This window comes from Cupriavidus sp. 01L415 (assembly GCF_056400065.1).
Window position 1 is genome coordinate 36,343 of sequence record NZ_JBFTSP010000008.1, and the last position, 17,079, is coordinate 53,421.

A 17,079-nucleotide genomic window follows, 5' to 3' on the forward strand; every position below is an offset into this window, starting at 1 on the left:
GGCTCAGCCCTTGAGAGCGTCCCGGACCCAGCGGTAAATGGCGTCGACGTCGGCCAGGTCCATGACCGGCAGCGAGGTTTGCGCGGCCACTTCGGCCGGCGCATCGGTCGCCACGGCCACCACGCCCGGCACGTCGTGCCATAGCGGCGCCTTGCCATTGGCGGGCCGATAGATTTCCAGCTTCGGGAAGTCGCTCCACTTGTAGCCTTCCACCAGCACCAGGTCGGTATCGGGCGGCAGCACGGCCAGTGCCTCGCCAATCTCGGGCGAAGCCTTCGATTCCGGATAGTGCCGCATCAGCGTCAGATGCCGCGCACCCACCAGTACCACGTTCTCGCAGCCAGCCTCGCGCATGCGCCAAGAGTCCTTGCCGGGCGTGTCGGGGTCGAATCCGTGGTGCGTATGCTTGATGCCGGCCACCCGCAGGCCGTCGGCCACGAAGCGCGCAATCAGTTGGTCCAGCAGTGTGGTCTTGCCGCTGCCCGACGAACCGGCAATGCCGAATACCTTCACAATACTTTCCGTTTTGTGGCGTCAGAATCTAATGACAATAGCAGAGATGACTGCGGCGATGTGCAGGAACCGCCCGTTGGTCGATAATCGAGCCATGTCACGGATCTACGACCGGGTCGACCCCGCTCCCCCGTCCCCCCCGTCTCCTCAGGCGCCCACGTCAGGCCTGATGGAGCCTGCGCCGGCGGACGCCGCCACGCCCGCCCGCCTGATGCGCTGGGTGCGACGCCGTGGCAGTCCCGTGCCGGGCAATCTCGTCCAGCTTCTTTCCAACGGGCAGGCGTTCTTTCCAGCGCTGATTGCTGCAATCGACGAGGCCAGCATCCATGTTGTGCTGGAGACCTACATCTACGCCGACGATGATGTCGGCGCGCGCGTGACCGATGCGCTGGTCCGCGCCGCGCAGCGTGGCGTGGATGTGCGGGTGGTCGTCGATGGCTTTGGCGCGGGCGACATGTCTGATTCCCTGGCCACTCGCCTGCGCGAGGGCGGCGTCAAGCTGGAGATCTATCGCCCGGTGCGCGGCTTCAAGCTGGCACGGCGACATCTGCGCCGGCTGCATCGCAAGCTTGCCGTCATCGACGGCGAAGTGGCCTTCGTCGGTGGCATCAACATCATCGACGACCACAACCACGGCCCGATCGACCTGCCGGACCTTGGGCCGCGTTTCGACTTCGCCTTGCAGGTACGCGGGCCGCTGGTGGCGCAGATTGCGCTGGCGTCCGCGCGGCTCTGGTTCCGCATTGCACAACGCCGCGGCCTGCGCGAAACCGCCGAGGCGTTTGAGGAAGTCGAGACCCTGGCCACGGCTGCACGCCAGGCGCGGCGCAGTGTGCAGCCGGGTGGCGTACCGGCCGCGTTGCTGCTGCGCGACAACCTGCGCAATCGCCGCACGATCGAGCGAGAGTACCTGTATGCGCTGGGCTCGGCGCGCCAGGACGTGATCCTGGCGAACGCCTACTTCCTGCCGGGGCACAAGATGCGTCGCGCCTTGCTGGCCTGCCGGAAGCGCGGCGTGCGCGTGCGGCTGCTGCTGCAGGGCATGGTCGAATACCGGCTCCAGCACTACGCCACGCACGCGCTCTACGCCACACTGCTGGCCGCCGGCGTCGAGATCTACGAGTACGAGGCCAGCTTCCTCCATGCCAAGGTCGCCGTGGTCGATGACACGTGGGCGACGGTGGGGTCCAGCAACATGGATCCGTTCAGCCTGTTGCTGGCGCGCGAGGCCAACGTGGCCGTCTATGACGCGACCTTCGCCAACGAGCTGCGTGCCCGGCTGGAGCGGGCCATGGCGCAGCGCAGTGCGCGCGTGATGCCGGAGGTCCACGCCAGGCTTCCCCGCCTGCGCCGGTTTGCCAATTGGGCCGCGTACTACGTGTTGCGCGTGGGCGTCGTCATCGCGGGTGTGACGGGGCGTTACTGAGGCTGCCCGCGCTACCATGCTGCCCTGCCGCACGCCATGTCCCCCGCGTGTTGGCGCAAGGCCGTTTTAAGCCGATGCTGCAATGCGCTGCCGTTGCCGTCCGTTTAGAAACCAAGGTCTAATTAATTGCTTGATGCCAATCGGCCCCGCCAGAATAATCTGAACGACCGTTCTTTTTTGGCTTAGACTGCGTGCATTCGCGGTTGTCACGGCATCCGCAATGCCTGTTTCAAAGCAAAGTCAGGGTCATATGCAGCCCCTCGGGGAGGGGCTGCGAGAACGGAGAGAAAACCATGCGACACCAGTCAGTTCGTCTTGAATCCGCCGCCGCACCCACGCCCTTGCGCAAGGGCGAGATGACGCGCGTGGCGATTCTCGATGCCGCACTGGAACTGTCGTCCCGCGACGGGCTGGAAGGGCTGACCATCGGCCTGCTCGCGGAACGCATGCAGATGAGCAAGAGCGGCGTGTTCGCGCATTTTGGTTCGCGCGAGGACCTGCAGGTGGAAGTGGTGCGGGAGTATCACCGCCGGTTCGAGCAAGAGGTGTTCTATCCCTCGCTGCAGGAGCCACGCGGTCTGCCCCGGCTGTGGTCGATGGTGCGGCGCTGGATGGAAAAGCGCATCCAGGAAGTGACCACGGGCTGCATCTACATCAGCGGGGCGGTCGAGTACGACGATCGCGCGGAAAGCCCGGTGCGGGACGAACTCGTCAAGAGCGTCACCATCTGGCGGGCCGCGCTGATGCGCGCAATCGACCAGGCGAAGGAAGAGGGGCACCTGCGCACGGACTGCGATCCGCGCACGATGCTGTTCGAGATGTACAGCCTTGAACTAGGCTTGCATCACGACGCCCGTTTCCTGCGCCTGCCCGACAGTGCCGAGCTTGCCATGGTCGCGCTCAACAAACTGATTCAGTCCTACCGTACCTGAAGCCGCCCCCGGGCAACGGCCTCGACCCCTGGTGGCGAGGCATGCGCGTGTGGCGGCATTGAAAACCTCCAAGGAGTCTTTGATGGGCCAGTACACCGCACCGTTGCGCGACATGCAGTTCGTGCTCCATGAACTGCTCGGCGCTGAAGCCGAACTCAAGGCGATGCCGCAACACGCGGACGTCGACGCGGACACCATCAACCAGGTCATCGAGGAAGCCGGCAAGTTCTGCGCCGACGTGGTCTTCCCGCTCAACCAGCCGGGCGACCGCGAGGGCTGCACCTATGTTGGCGACGGTGTGGTGCGCGCACCCAAGGGCTTCAAGGAGGCCTATCAGCAGTACGTCGAAGCCGGCTGGCCCGCCCTGGCGTGCGATCCGGAATTCGGCGGCCAGGGCCTGCCGATCATCATCAACAACGCGCTGTACGAGATGCTGAACTCGGCCGGCCAGGCGTGGACGATGTACCCGGGCCTGTCGCACGGCGCCTACGAGGCCCTGCATGCCCACGGCACCCCCGAGCTGAAGCAGGCTTACCTGCCGAAGCTGGTCTCGGGCGAATGGACCGGCACGATGTGCCTGACCGAGCCGCATTGCGGCACCGACCTCGGCATCCTGCGCAGCAAGGCCGAGCCGCAGGCCGACGGTTCGTACCTGATCACGGGCACCAAGATCTTCATCTCCGCCGGCGAGCACGACCTGGCCGAGAACATCATCCACCTGGTGCTGGCCCGCCTGCCGGACGCGCCGCAAGGCACCAAGGGCATCTCGCTGTTCGTCGTGCCGAAATTCATTCCCGATGCCAGTGGCAATCCGGGCGAGCGCAATGGCATCAAGTGCGGCTCGATCGAGCACAAGATGGGCATCCACGGCAACGCCACCTGCGTCATGAACCTGGATAGCGCCCGCGGCTGGATGGTGGGTGAGCCCAACAAGGGCCTGAACGCCATGTTCGTGATGATGAACGCCGCGCGGCTGGGCGTCGGCGCACAGGGCCTGGGCCTGACCGAGGTGGCGTACCAGAACTCGGTGGCCTACGCCAAGGACCGCCTGCAGATGCGCGCGCTGACCGGCCCGAAGGCGCCGGAGAAGCCGGCCGACCCGATCATCGTGCATCCGGACGTGCGCCGCATGCTGCTGACGCAGAAGGCCTACGCCGAAGGCGGGCGCGCGTTCAGCTACTGGACCGCCCTGCAGATCGACCGCGAGCTGTCGCACCCGGACGCTGACGTGCGCAAGGAGGCCGGTGACCTGGTGGCGCTGCTGACGCCGGTGATCAAGGCATTCCTGACGGACAACGCCTTCACGTCGACCAACGAAGGCATGCAGGTGTTTGGCGGCCACGGCTACATCGCCGAGTGGGGCATGGAGCAATACGTGCGCGACGCCCGCATCAACATGATCTACGAAGGCACCAATACGATCCAGGCGCTGGACCTGCTGGGCCGCAAGATCCTGGGCGACATGGGCGCGCGGATGAAGGTCTTCGGCAAGATCGTGCAGGCCTTCGTCGAGGAAGAGGGCACCAACGAAGCCATGCAGGAGTTTGTCAATCCGCTGGCGGATATCGGCGACAAGGTCCAGAAGCTGACGATGGAAATCGGCATGAAGGCCATGGGCAACCCGGACGAAGTGGGCGCTGCCGCCGTGCCGTACCTGCGCGTGGTGGGTCACCTGGTGTTCTCGTACTTCTGGGCTCGCATGGCCAAGATCGCACTGGAGAAGGAAGCCAGCGGCGACAAGTTCTACACCAGCAAGCTGGCCACGGCACGCTTCTACTTTGCCAAGCTGCTGCCGGAAACCGCCGCCGAAATCCGCAAGGCGCGCGCCGGTTCCGCCACGCTGATGGCGCTGGACGCAGACCTGTTCTGATTGGCCGGAGGGGCGCCCGACCTGCCGCTTCGTTCGATCGCCGCTCCCGTGAACCGGGGCGGCGCGAATAACGAGCGGCGGCCCGGCGCCCCCGGCACACCTCTCATCTCAACGCTCACGACTCAAGGAGCGCGCATGTCCAATTTCATCGTCAAGAAGGTCGCCGTGCTGGGTGCCGGCGTCATGGGCGCGCAGATCGCCGCCCACCTGGTCAACGCCCGCGTGCCCGTGGTGCTGTTCGACCTGCCCGCCAAGGAAGGCCCGAAGAACGGCATCGCCCAACGCGCGATCGAGAACCTGAAGAAGCTGTCCCCGGCGCCGCTCGGCATCAAGGACGAGGCGGGCCTGATCCGTCCCGCCAACTACGAGGACGATATCGCCCTGCTGAAGGAGTGCGACGTTGTCATCGAAGCCATCGCCGAGCGCATGGACTGGAAGCACGACCTGTACAAGAAGGTCGCTCCGAATCTGGCGCCGAATGCGATCTTCGCGACCAACACCTCGGGCCTGTCGATCACCGCGCTGTCCGACGGGTTTGACGCCGATCTGAAGGCGCGCTTCTGCGGCGTGCACTTCTTCAATCCGCCGCGCTACATGCACCTGGTGGAGCTGATCCCCACGGCCACCACGCAGCCCGAGATCCTGGACCGCCTGGAAGCGTTCCTGACCACCACGCTCGGCAAGGGCGTGGTGCGTGCCAAGGACACGCCGAACTTCATCGCCAACCGCGTCGGCATCTTCTCGATCCTGGCCGTGTTTGCCGAAGCCGAGAAATTCGGCATCCCGTTCGATGTCGTCGACGACCTCACCGGTTCCAAGCTGGGCCGCGCCAAGTCGGCCACGTTCCGCACCGCCGACGTGGTCGGTCTGGACACGATGGCGCACGTCATCAAGACGATGCAGGACAACCTGACCAGCGACCCGTTCGCGCCGGTGTACAAGACCCCGGCCGTGCTCAAGGGCCTGGTCGACGCGGGCGCGCTCGGCCAGAAGACCGGCGCCGGCTTCTACAAGAAGGAAGGCAAGGCGATCAAGGTGCTGGACGCCAAGACGGGCCAGTACGTGGAGTCGGGCAAGAAGGCCGACGAGATCGTCGTGCGCATGTTGAAGAAGGACCCCGCCGAGCGCATCAAGCTGCTGCGCGAGTCGACCAACCCGCAGGCGCAGTTCCTGTGGAGCGTGTTCCGCGACGTCTTCCACTACATCGCCGTGTACCTCGAACAGATCGCCGGTTCGGCGGCGGATATCGACCTGGCCGTCCGCTGGGGTTTTGGCTGGAACTCGGGTCCGTTCGAAGACTGGCAAGCGGCCGGCTGGAAGCAGGTGGCCGAGTGGGTGAAGGAAGACATCGAGGCCGGCCGCGCACTCTCGAGTGCACCGCTGCCCGCCTGGGTGCTGAACGGTGCCGTGGCCGACAACCAGGGCGTGCACAGCGCGCAGGGCTCGTGGTCGCCCGCGGCCAATGCCTTCGTCAAGCGCGCCGCGCTGCCCGTGTATGAGCGCCAGGTGTTCCGCGCCGCGATCAAGGGCACGGATGCCGCCGATCCGCGCAAGGCTGGCAAGACTATCGAAGAGAATGACGGCGCGCGCATCTGGACCAGCGAAGGCGCCGACGATGTGCTGATCATCTCGTTTAAGAGCAAGATGAACACGCTCGGCCCGGACGTGCTCGATACCATCGTGCGTGCCGTGGAACTGGCCGAAGCCGACTACAAGGGTCTGGTGGTGTGGCAGCCGACGTCGCTGCAACTGGGCGCGCCGGGCGGCCCGTTCTCCGCCGGTGCCAATCTGGAAGCCGCCATGCCGGCCTTCATGATGGGCGGTGCCAAGGGCATCGAACCGTTTGTGAAGAAATTCCAGGACACCATGATGCGCGTGAAGTACGCCGCGGTGCCGGTGGTGCCGGCTGTCTCGGGCATCGCGCTCGGCGGCGGCTGCGAGCTGATGCTGCATTCGGCCAAGCGCGTGGTGGCGCTGGAAAGCTACGTGGGCCTGGTGGAAGTGGGCGTGGGCCTCGTGCCGGCCGGCGGCGGCCTGAAGGAAGCCGCGATTGCCGCCGCCCGGGCCGCACAGGCCGCCGGCAGCACGAACTACCTGAACTTCCTCACCAACCGCTTCCAGGCGGCGGCGATGGCCAAGGTGTCGACCTCGGCGCTGGACGCGCAGAAGATCGGCTATGTGCAGCCGACCGACACCATCGTCTACAACGTGCACGAACTGCTGTACGTGGCGCAGAGCGAAGTGCGCGCGCTGGCCAACGCCGGCTACCGTGCGCCGGTGCCGGGCGCGCTGGTGCCAGTGGCGGGCCGTTCGGGAATCGCCACGATCAAGGCGTCGCTGGTCAACATGCGCGACGGCAATTTCATCTCCGCGCATGATTTCCTGATCGCCTCGCGCATCGCTGAAGCCGTCTGTGGCGGCGACGTGGAAGCCGGCTCGCTGGTCAGTGAGGAATGGCTGCTGGCGCTGGAACGCAAGGCATTCATCGAACTGCTGGGCACGGGCAAGACGCAGGAGCGCATCATGGGCATGCTGCAGACCGGCAAGCCGGTGCGCAACTAAAGAGGCCAACGAGGAACCGACATCATGAAACAACTGCAAGACGCCTACATCGTCGCGGCTACCCGTTCGCCGATCGGCAAGGCCCCGAAGGGCGCATTCAAGAACACGCGTCCGGATGACCTGCTGGCCACGATCCTGAAGGCCGCCGTGGCCCAGGTACCCGGCCTGGACCCGGCCCTGATCGAAGACGCCATCGTTGGCTGCGCGATTCCCGAAGCGCAGCAGGGCCTGAACGTGGCGCGCATCGGCGCGCTGCTGTCCGGCCTGCCCAACACCGTGGGCGGCATCACCGTGAACCGCTTCTGCGCCTCGGGCCTGTCCGCGGTGGCGATGGCCGCCGACCGCATCCGCGTGGGCGAATCCGACGTGATGATCGCCGCCGGCATCGAATCGATGAGCATGGTGCCGATGATGGGCAACGCGCCGTCGATGTCGCCGTCGATCTTCGAGCGCGACGAGAACGTGGGCATCGCCTACGGCATGGGCCTGACCGCCGAAAAGGTGGCCACCCAGTGGAAGGTCAGCCGGGAAGACCAGGATGCGTTCTCGCTGGCATCGCACCAGAAGGCGATCGCCGCGCAGCAGGCCGGCGAGTTCAGCGACGAAATTACCCCGATTGAGGTAGTCGAGAAATTCCCGGATCTGGCCACTGGCGAGGTCAGCGTAAAGACGCGTACTATTTCGCTCGACGAAGGTCCGCGTCTCGATACGTCGCTGGAAGGACTCGGCAAGCTGCGTCCCGTGTTTGCCAACAAGGGCAGCGTCACGGCCGGCAACAGCTCGCAGACTTCGGATGGCGCGGGCGCGCTGATCCTGGTTTCGGAAAAGGTCCTCAAGCAGTTCAACCTGGTGCCGCTGGCGCGCTTCGTGTCGTTCGCGGTGCGCGGCGTGCCGCCGGAGATCATGGGGATCGGCCCGAAGGTGGCGATTCCTGCCGCGCTGGCCGCGGCAGGCCTGACCCAGGACCAGATGGACTGGATCGAACTGAATGAAGCGTTTGCCGCGCAGTCGCTGGCGGTGATGCGCGACCTGGAGCTGGACCCGGCCAGGGTCAACCGGATGGGCGGTGCGATCGCACTGGGCCATCCGCTCGGTGCGACGGGCGCGATCCGCTCGGCCACCGTGGTGCACGCGCTGCGCCGCCATAACCTGAAGTACGGCATGGTCACCATGTGCGTGGGAACGGGCATGGGTGCAGCCGGAATCTTCGAGCGCGTCTGAACGCGCCGACGGGACAGCCAGCCGCTGGCTGTCCCACCCTCTGATCAGGTGAAGAAAGTAGTGCGATGGACACGGAGATGCCAACACACTTGAAACGGAGGAAAACAACAATATGCAGGAGACAGCAATTCTGGCCGACGCGGCATGCGACATGCCGCGCGCGATGATGGACGCCCTGGGCGTCCGCACCATTCCTTTCCGCATCCGCGCGGGCGACCGCTTCGTGGTCGACACCCGCGACGAGGAAGCGCTGCCCGATCTGTATCAGCAATACCTGGTCGGCAAGCAGGACCACTACGCCGAATCGATTCCCCTGCTCGAACGCGAGCTGGAGGACCACTTGCTCAGGAATGTGGTGGCCGGCTGCGATCGCGCCATCCTGCTGACCATCGCGAGCACGCGCAGCAAGTTCTACGCGAACGCCACCGGTGCCGTGGTCGGCACCGTCGCGCGCAGTTTCAAGCTGCGCAAGGACGCCGGCCGTAGCGGCCTGTTCGACCTGACCGTGATCGATACCGGCGCGATCGGGCCGGGGCAGGCGTTGATCGTGCGCGAGGCCGCGCGCATGCTGGCCGATGGCGCCGATGCCGCTGCCGTGTCGGACGCCATCGAAACCCGGTTGCGCGACGCCGCCCACATGTTTCTGATTCCCAACGAGCTGCTGTACATGTACACGCGCGCCAAGCTCAAGGGTGAGAACAGCATCACATGGAGCCGCTACATGCTGGGTAGCGCGTTCAATATCCGTCCGGTGATCCATATGCACCAGGGGGACACCGCGGCCATCGCCAAGGCGCGCGGCCCCGAGGACGGCATCCGTCGACTTCTGGCCCATACCGAGACCTGCATCCGCAACGGCTGTCTGCTCACGCCGGCGATTTCCGCCGCCTACGCGGGCAATATCGGCGACGTGCGGGCATGGCCCGCGTGGCAGTCGCTGGCCAGGACGGCGCAGACGCATGACGTGGAGCTGATGCTGGCCCCGATGAGCCTGACCGTCGCGCTCAACGTGGGCGCGGGCGCGTTTGGCCTGAGTTACCTTTCCGAAGTGCCGCCACCGTTCGTCTGAGCGGCGCACGATAACCACCGAGCACGATAGAGACGAGGTTTGACATGAGCATTGCCACCCGCATCGACCAGGGCATCCTGACCATTGGCTTCGATCGCATCGACAAGAAGAACGCCATCACCGCAGCGATGTACCAGACGATGGCCGACGCCCTGCGCGCCGCCGAGACCGATACCGCCGTGCGCGTGATCGTGATCGAAGGCAAGCCGGAGATCTTCACGGCCGGCAACGACCTGGAGGACTTCATGAGGCGTCCGCCGACGCACGGCGCGGATGGTACGCCGGCGCCGGTGTTCCAGTTCCTGCACGCGATCAGCCACGCGAGCAAGCCGGTGGTGGCATCAGTAAGCGGTGCGGCGGTGGGTATCGGCACCACGCTGCTGCTGCATTGCGATCTGGTCTATGCGTCGGATTCCGCCAGGCTGTCGCTGCCGTTCGCGCAGCTGGGCCTGTGCCCGGAGGCAGCGTCGAGCCTGCTGCTGCCGCGTCTTGTCGGCTACCAGCGTGCCGCGGAGAAGCTGCTGCTGGGCGAGGCGTTCAGCGCGCAGGAAGCCCACGCGATGGGGCTGGTGACCAAGGTGCTCCCCGTGGCCGAACTGGCGGACTACGTGCGTCAGCAGGCAGCGAAGCTGGCCGCGTTGCCGGCGTCGTCGCTACGGGAGACCAAGCGGCTGATGAAGGGGGATGATGTGGCGGCCGTGGAGAAGAAGATGGCCGAGGAAGGCGAGGTGTTCCGCCAGATGCTGGGAGCGCCGGAGGCGAAGGAGGCCTTCTCGGCGTTCTTCGAGAAACGCAAGCCGGATTTCTCGAAGTTCAGCTGAGCGGCGCGCGCCTCGGTGTTTTTCCGGGCGCCCGAAGCCGATGCTTCGGCGGCGCGCGTCGAAAGCTGCGGTGTGGTCTCGCTCTCCCGCGTGCGGAGCGGCGGGACCACAGCCGGTGAAGATCAGGCCGTCGGTAGCGTGCGCGGCTGGCGGCTCTCATCCGTCGCCACGTACGTCAACGTGGCTTCCGTGACCTTCACGACCGCGTGCCTGTGGCGCATGCGTTGCGCGTACACCTCAACGGACACCGTGATCGAGGTCCGGCCCGTCTTCACGATCTCCGCATAGAAGCTCACGAGGTCTCCCACGAACACGGGGTGCTTGAACAGGAACGAATTGACCGCCACCGTGGCCACGCGGCCCTGGGCGCGTTCCACCGCGGGGATGGACCCCGCGATATCCACTTGCGACATGATCCAGCCGCCGAATACATCGCCGTGCACATTGGCATCGGCCGGCATGGGCACGACGCGCAGGGCGGGGTTCTTGCCGGCTGGCAGTTCGGAGAGGGGGGCAGGTATGGTCATGGCGGGCAGGTAGGGTACGGAGGGCTTGATCTGCCGGGCTGTGCGATCTCTGCGACAATCGCGGCATTGGCCCGAATTCTAACGTATGCGCCGCTATTCCACGACCGCCGAGCCCGCCCCCGCCGACCCGGCCAACACGCTGTTCCATAACACCGGTGCGCCTCGCAGCGACTGGCAGACCGTCCGTAACCTCCTGCCCTACGTCTGGCACTACAAGTGGCGCGTGATGCTGGCGCTGACCTGCCTGGTGGCGGCCAAGGTGGCCAACCTGGGCGTGCCCGTGCTGATGAAGAAGCTGGTCGACAGCATGAACATCGGGCCGGGCGACACGGCTGCCTTGCTGGTGGTGCCTGTCGGGCTGATTGTTGCCTATGGCGTGCTGCGGCTCTCCGGCACGTTGTTCACCGAGTTGCGCGAGATCCTCTTTTCCAAGGTCACGCAGAGCGCCGTGCGCGAGATCGCGCTGCAGGTGTTCCGGCATCTTCATGCCTTGTCGCTACGCTTCCACCTGGAGCGGCAGACTGGCGGCATGAGCCGCGACATCGAGCGCGGTACGCGCGGCATCCAGTCACTGATTTCCTATTCGCTGTACAGCATCCTGCCCACGCTGGTGGAGATGTCGCTGGTGATCGGCTTCTTCGTCGTGCGCTACGACATCTGGTTCGCGGCCATCACCACCTGCGCGCTGGTGGGCTACATCGTCTTCACGATCGTCGTGACCGAGTGGCGCACGCACTTCCGGCGCAAGATGAATGAGCTCGATTCGCGCGCCAACCAGAAGGCCATCGACTCGCTGCTGAACTTCGAGACCGTGAAGTACTTCGGCAACGAGGAGTACGAGGCGCGGCGCTATGACGAGAACCTGCGCACCTATCGCACGGCGGCCATCCGCTCGCAGAACTCGCTGTCGTTCCTGAACTTCGGCCAGCAGGCGATCATCGCGGTAGGGCTGATCCTGATCCTGTGGCGCGCCACCGTCGGCGTTGCGGCTGGCAAACTGACACTCGGCGATCTTGTGCTGGTCAACACGCTGATGATCCAGCTCTATATCCCGCTGAATTTCCTGGGCGTGATCTACCGGGAAATCAAGCAGGCCACCACGGACATGGATCGCATGTTCGTCCTGCTGGGCACGAACATGGAAGTGGCGGACGCGCCCGACGCGCCGACGCTGCAGGTGACGGGCGCCGAGGTGCGCTTCCGCCATGTCGGCTTTGGCTACGAAAGCAATCGCGTGATCCTGGATGATGTGGACTTCACGATCGCGGCGGGCACGACGACGGCCGTGGTCGGGCATAGCGGCTCGGGCAAGTCGACGCTGGCGCGGTTGCTGTTCCGCTTCTACGATGCCAGCAGCGGCGGCATCGAGATCGACGGGCAGGATATCCGCAGCGTCCGCCAGGCGAGCCTGCGTGCGTCGATCGGCATCGTGCCGCAGGACACTGTGCTGTTCAACGACAGCATCTACTACAACATCGCCTACGGCCGCCCCGAGGCCACGCGCGACGAGGTCATCGACGCCGCGCGCGCCGCGCAGATCGACAGCTTCATCCGCGAACTGCCGCAGGGCTACGACACGCCGGTGGGCGAGCGCGGCCTGAAGCTGTCGGGTGGCGAGAAGCAACGCGTGGCCATCGCCCGGACGCTGCTGAAGAACCCGCCGATCCTCGTGTTCGACGAAGCCACGTCGGCGCTGGATTCCCGCACCGAGCAGGCGATCCAGGCCGAGCTCATGCGGCTGGCGCAGAACCGTACCACGCTGCTGATCGCCCACCGGCTGTCCACGGTGGTCCACGCCGACCAGATCCTGGTGATGGATCACGGCCGCATCATCGAGCGCGGTACGCACGCCGCGCTGATGCGTGCCAACGGGCGCTATGCGGAGATGTGGCAGATTCAGGCGCGCAGTGCGGCCGAAGGGGCGCCACACTCGGACGCGCTGGCCATCGACGTCGGCGACGCCACGCAGGACGCCTGAGACCGTCCTTGCATCGACCGCGATTGTCGACAATCGCGGTCGGCAACTGCGCTCCACACGCGCTTGCGCACAATCATGGTTCGTCAATGGATCACGTTCCCGCCCTGCATCAGGGCACGACGGACATGTGAATAGCTGGCACGCGCCTTGCGAAAAGCCTCCTCCAGAGAGATCAACTACTGGAGAAGGTTCATGCCGCAATCCCTCGCGCGCCGTCAATGCCTGAAGCTGAGCGCCGCCATTGGCACTGCGATGGTGCTGTCGACACTCTGCGCAGGCACCGCACAGGCGCAAGCCACCACCAGGATCCGCTTCCAGCTCGACTGGCGCTTCGAGGGCCCGTCCGCGCTGTTCCTGCTGGGCGAGCAGAAGGGCTACTACAAGAGCGAGCGCCTGGATGTGTCGATCGACGCCGGCAACGGGTCCGGCAACGTGGTCAACCGCGTGGCCACCGGCACGTATGACATGGGCTTTGCCGACATGGCGTCGGTGATGGAGTTCTACGGCAACAACCCGGACGCGAAGAACAAGCCGGTGGCCGTGATGATGGTCTACAACAACACGCCCGCGGCCGTGCTGGCGCTGAAGAAGTCCGGCATCCGCGCGCCGAAGGACCTGGCCGGCAAGAAGCTCGGTGCCCCGGTGTTTGACGCGGGCCGCCGCGCATTCCCGATCTTCGCCAAGGCCAACGGCCTGCAGGCGTCGTCGTTCAACTGGCAGGCGATGGATCCCACGCTGCGCGAGACCATGCTGACGCGCGGCGATCTCGATGCGATCACGGGCTTCTCCTTCACGTCGATCCTGAACCTCAATGCGCGTGGCGTGAAGGACGAGGACATTGTCGTGCTGCCGTATCCCCAATACGGCGTGAAGCTGTATGGCAACGCGGTGATCGCCTCGGAGTCGTTCCTGAAGAGCAATCCGGAGGCCGTCAAGGCGTTCCTGCGCGCGTTTGCCAAATCCGCGCGCGACGTGATCGCGCATCCGGAGGAGGGCATCAAGGCCGTCAAGGCGCGCGACGGGATTATCGACGAGAAGCTGGAGGTGCGCCGCCTGAAGCTTGCCCTCGATAGCGTGGTGAAGTCGCCGGATGCCAGGGCGGAGGGCTTTGGGCGGGTGAGCAAGCCGCGACTGTCGCTGATGGCGTCGCAGGTGGCCGATGCCTTCGGTACCAAGGGCCGCATCAACCCGGATGCGTTGTGGACGGACGCCTACCTGCCGGCCGCGGCAGACCTGGATGTGCTGCGATGATGGCGAGGCAGGACATTCCTCACGCCACGGGTGGGGCACCTAACGAGGGCAAGCCGTTCGTCGATTTCAATCGTGTCTGGCTGGCCTATGACGACGAACTCGCCCGCCGTGGCGAGTTCGCGGTGGAAGACATTTCGCTGCAGGCGGCGCCGGGCGAGTTCATCGCCATCGTCGGCCCGTCCGGCTGCGGCAAGTCGACGTTCATGAAGCTGGCCACCGGCCTGCGTCCAGCCACGCGCGGTGTGGTGAGCATTGCCGGCGAGAAGGTCCACGGCCCGCTCAAGCAGGTCGGCATGGCCTTCCAGGCGCCGACGCTCCTGCCGTGGCGAACCACGCTCGACAACGTCATGCTGCCGCTGGAGATTGTCGAGCCGTACCGGTCGACCATGCGCGCGAAGCGCGATGCATACGTGGCGCGTGCGCGCGAGTTGCTGCAGACCGTGGGGCTGTCCGGCTACGAGGACAAGTATCCGTGGCAGCTCTCTGGCGGCATGCAGCAACGCGCGTCGATCTGCCGGGCGCTGATCCACCAGCCACGCATGTTGCTGCTGGACGAGCCGTTTGGCGCGCTCGACGCGTTCACGCGTGAAGAACTCTGGTGCGTGCTGCGCGATCTCTGGCAGGCGCAACGCTTCAACGTGATCCTCGTCACGCACGATCTGCGCGAGGCGGTGTTCCTGGCCGACACTGTTTACGTGATGAGCGCCCGACCGGGCCGTATCCTGTTGCGCAAGGAAATCGACCTGGCGCGCCCGCGACCGCTCGAAGTCACCTACACCGAACCCTTTGCCGAACGCGTGCACGAACTGCGCGAGAAGATCGGCCACGTCCGGCAGCATTGATCATGACGACACTGACGTCTTCCCAGGCAAGGCGCGTGCAGCGCGTCGCGCCGTGGCTTCTGCTGGGTGCCTTCCTGCTGCTCTGGCAGGGTGCGTGCCTGGTCTTTGATATTTCCGACTTCATCCTGCCCAGCCCGTCGGCCATCGTGTCGTCGCTGACCGAATATGGCGACGTGATCGCGGGCCATGCGTGGCGCACGTTCTGGACCACGATGGTCGGCTTCGGGCTGGCCATCGGCGTAGGCGTGGTGCTGGGGCTGCTGATGGGTTCGTCGAGGCTCGCCTATGCGGCCACGTATCCGCTGATGACGGCGTTCAATGCGCTGCCCAAGGCGGCATTCGTGCCCATCCTGGTGGTGTGGTTTGGCCTTGGTGCCGGCCCGGCCATCCTGACGGCGTTCCTGATCTCGTTCTTCCCGATCATGGTCAACATCGCCACGGGCCTGGCCACGCTGGAGCCGGAACTCGAGGACGTGCTGCGCGTGCTCGGCGCCAGGCGGCGGGACGTCCTGTTCAAGGTCGGCCTGCCGCGCGCCATGCCGTTCTTCTTTGCGTCGCTGAAGGTGGCGATCACGCTCGCGTTCGTTGGCACGACGGTGTCCGAGATGAACGCGGCGAACGAAGGGATCGGCTATCTGCTGGTGTCCGCCGGTTCGGCGATGAAGATGCCGCTGGCGTTTGCGGGGCTCGTGGTCATCGCCGCGATGGCGATGGGGATGTACGAGCTGTTTGCCGTGCTGGAGAAGCGGATGACAGGATGGGCGCATCGCGGCTGATGGGGCCCCGCGATGCGCCGTTCGCGTCTTTGGCGGCTCTTTGGTAACCCTTCGGCGGCCAGTCGGACGGGGCCCGGGGGGACTCGGGCGCGGCCGTAGCCCGGCCGCAACTCAGGCGTAGTCGAGCGGCAGTGCCGTGGTGTACTTGATTTGCTCCATCGCGAAGCTTGAGCTCACATCGGCCAGCTCCGCGCCCTGGATCAGCTTCTTGTACACGGCGTCATAGGCGGCGATGTCCGGTACGACCACGCGCAGCAGGTAGTCGGTATCCCCGGCCATCCGATAGAACTCGGTGACCTCGGGAATCGACGCGACCAGCCCGTGGAAGGCCTTCAGCCACTTCACGTTGTGCTGGTTGGTCCGGATCGAGACGAACACCGTCACGCCCACATTGAGCTTGCCGGCATCCAGCAGCGCAACGCGCTTGCGGATCACGCCGGATTCTTCCAGCTTCTGCACCCGGCGCCAGCAGGGCGTGGAGGTCAGTCCGACCTGTTCGCCGATCTCGGCGACGGCCACGGTGGCATCTTCCTGCAGGATGCCGAGGATCTGGCGGTCATAGCGGTCCATGGCGTCTCGCGTCAATGGGAAATGGGGCCCGGGGCGCTGCACACCCGCCGGGGCCCGTCGCCGCGAGTGTCAGATCGTGACGGTGTCGACCAGCAGGTTGACGCCGGTGGCGATGCGGTCCTGCTCCACGCCGTAGATGTGGAGGGAGATGGCGACCTCGTCGCTGGCGTTGCCCAGCGCGTGGATATGCTGCAAGCCGGCTGGCACGCTGAACGTCGCGCCGGCCTCGCGCGTTACCGCGTTGACCTGTGTGGCGGTCCGGCTCTCGGGATTCCAGCGGTAGTGCCGCTCGGACAGCGTGCCGCGCAGCACGCGGTACGCGCACCAGGTGCGATGGCCGTGGACAGGGCTGAACTGGCCGGGACGCCAGATCAGCAGCATGACGGAGAACCGCTCGTATGGATCGGCATGGACCAGATGGCGCGTGTAGGTCTCGGGGCTGCCGTCCAGCGCGCCGGGCGGCAGGGCTGCCAGCAGCGTATCGGCATCGGGCAGGCTGGCTGCCACATGGGCGGCGACCATGCGGGCGCTCTGGGCCAGCGTGGCTTCCATGCCGGTGGTCAGCAGGTTCAGGGGAGACGTCGTGGGCCCACTGGGGACGCATGGTTGAACGGCGGACGTGTGCGGGGCGGGCATGGCTGGCTCGGATTCGATGTGGTATGCCATCCATCATAGAAGTGCCTCCGGAGCAAGATCATGCATTCTTTGGTCGGAATCGGTC

15 protein-coding genes are annotated in these 17,079 nt (G+C 65.7%); 11 read left to right on the plus strand and 4 right to left on the minus strand.

Going from position 1 to position 17,079, the window contains the following annotated elements:
* Positions 1-3 precede the first annotated feature (3 nt).
* On the minus strand, positions 4-513 hold the full coding sequence (mobB, locus tag AC1DOX_RS15030; RefSeq protein WP_092135904.1) for a molybdopterin-guanine dinucleotide biosynthesis protein B: 510 nt from the start codon (positions 511-513) through the stop codon (positions 4-6).
* A 169-nt stretch (positions 514-682) separates the two neighbouring features.
* On the opposite strand from mobB, the gene clsB reads away from it, so the two are divergent.
* From clsB to AC1DOX_RS15065, 7 genes are all read left to right on the plus strand, one after another.
* Positions 683-1,939, plus strand: coding sequence for a cardiolipin synthase ClsB (clsB, locus tag AC1DOX_RS15035; protein ID WP_441618997.1), 1,257 nt, complete (start codon positions 683-685; stop codon positions 1,937-1,939).
* Between the two features lie 341 nt (positions 1,940-2,280).
* Positions 2,281-2,871, plus strand: a complete 591-nt coding sequence (locus tag AC1DOX_RS15040) for a TetR/AcrR family transcriptional regulator (RefSeq protein WP_441619185.1) — start codon at positions 2,281-2,283, stop codon at positions 2,869-2,871.
* 82 nt (positions 2,872-2,953) lie between these two features.
* Complete coding sequence (locus AC1DOX_RS15045; protein WP_441618999.1) at positions 2,954-4,741, plus strand: acyl-CoA dehydrogenase C-terminal domain-containing protein; 1,788 nt, start codon at positions 2,954-2,956, stop codon at positions 4,739-4,741.
* Between the two features lie 135 nt (positions 4,742-4,876).
* Entirely contained in the window at positions 4,877-7,303 is a 2,427-nt protein-coding gene (locus AC1DOX_RS15050; RefSeq protein ID WP_441619001.1) for a 3-hydroxyacyl-CoA dehydrogenase/enoyl-CoA hydratase family protein, read from the plus strand.
* Positions 7,304-7,324: 21 nt separating this feature from the next.
* Entirely contained in the window at positions 7,325-8,524 is a 1,200-nt protein-coding gene (locus AC1DOX_RS15055; RefSeq protein WP_441619187.1) for an acetyl-CoA C-acyltransferase, read from the plus strand.
* 112 nt (positions 8,525-8,636) lie between these two features.
* The gene (locus AC1DOX_RS15060; RefSeq protein ID WP_441619003.1) at positions 8,637-9,593 is read left to right on the plus strand and encodes a DegV family protein; all 957 of its coding nucleotides are present in this window, start codon (positions 8,637-8,639) and stop codon (positions 9,591-9,593) included.
* 44 nt (positions 9,594-9,637) lie between these two features.
* On the plus strand, positions 9,638-10,414 hold the full coding sequence (locus AC1DOX_RS15065; RefSeq protein ID WP_441619005.1) for an enoyl-CoA hydratase: 777 nt from the start codon (positions 9,638-9,640) through the stop codon (positions 10,412-10,414).
* 122 nt (positions 10,415-10,536) lie between these two features.
* Here AC1DOX_RS15065 and AC1DOX_RS15070 read toward each other — a convergent pair whose 3' ends face one another.
* Complete coding sequence (locus AC1DOX_RS15070; RefSeq protein WP_092135914.1) at positions 10,537-10,941, minus strand: acyl-CoA thioesterase; 405 nt, start codon at positions 10,939-10,941, stop codon at positions 10,537-10,539.
* 85 nt (positions 10,942-11,026) lie between these two features.
* Here AC1DOX_RS15070 and AC1DOX_RS15075 point away from each other — a divergent pair, with 85 nt between their 5' ends.
* The 4 genes from AC1DOX_RS15075 (at position 11,027) to AC1DOX_RS15090 (ending at position 15,788) form a co-directional block, all read left to right on the plus strand.
* Positions 11,027-12,919, plus strand: coding sequence for an ABCB family ABC transporter ATP-binding protein/permease (locus AC1DOX_RS15075; RefSeq protein ID WP_441619007.1), 1,893 nt, complete (start codon positions 11,027-11,029; stop codon positions 12,917-12,919).
* Between the two features lie 192 nt (positions 12,920-13,111).
* Positions 13,112-14,170: an ABC transporter substrate-binding protein gene (locus AC1DOX_RS15080; RefSeq protein WP_441619009.1), complete on the plus strand. Its 1,059-nt coding sequence runs from the start codon at positions 13,112-13,114 to the stop codon at positions 14,168-14,170.
* The gene (locus AC1DOX_RS15085; RefSeq protein ID WP_441619011.1) at positions 14,167-15,012 is read left to right on the plus strand and encodes an ABC transporter ATP-binding protein; all 846 of its coding nucleotides are present in this window, start codon (positions 14,167-14,169) and stop codon (positions 15,010-15,012) included. The genes AC1DOX_RS15080 and AC1DOX_RS15085 overlap by 4 nt, the downstream gene beginning before the upstream one ends.
* Before the next feature lie 2 nt (positions 15,013-15,014).
* Positions 15,015-15,788, plus strand: a complete 774-nt coding sequence (locus AC1DOX_RS15090; RefSeq protein ID WP_441619013.1) for an ABC transporter permease — start codon at positions 15,015-15,017, stop codon at positions 15,786-15,788.
* A gap of 111 nt (positions 15,789-15,899) precedes the next feature.
* Here the strand turns inward: AC1DOX_RS15090 and AC1DOX_RS15095 are convergent, their stop codons facing one another.
* Together AC1DOX_RS15095 and AC1DOX_RS15100 are read right to left on the minus strand one after the other, a co-directional pair.
* The gene (locus tag AC1DOX_RS15095; RefSeq protein ID WP_441619015.1) at positions 15,900-16,358 is read right to left on the minus strand and encodes an Lrp/AsnC family transcriptional regulator; all 459 of its coding nucleotides are present in this window, start codon (positions 16,356-16,358) and stop codon (positions 15,900-15,902) included.
* Positions 16,359-16,427: 69 nt separating this feature from the next.
* On the minus strand, positions 16,428-16,994 hold the full coding sequence (locus AC1DOX_RS15100; protein WP_441619017.1) for a cysteine dioxygenase family protein: 567 nt from the start codon (positions 16,992-16,994) through the stop codon (positions 16,428-16,430).
* Between the last annotated feature and the right edge of the window lie 85 nt (positions 16,995-17,079).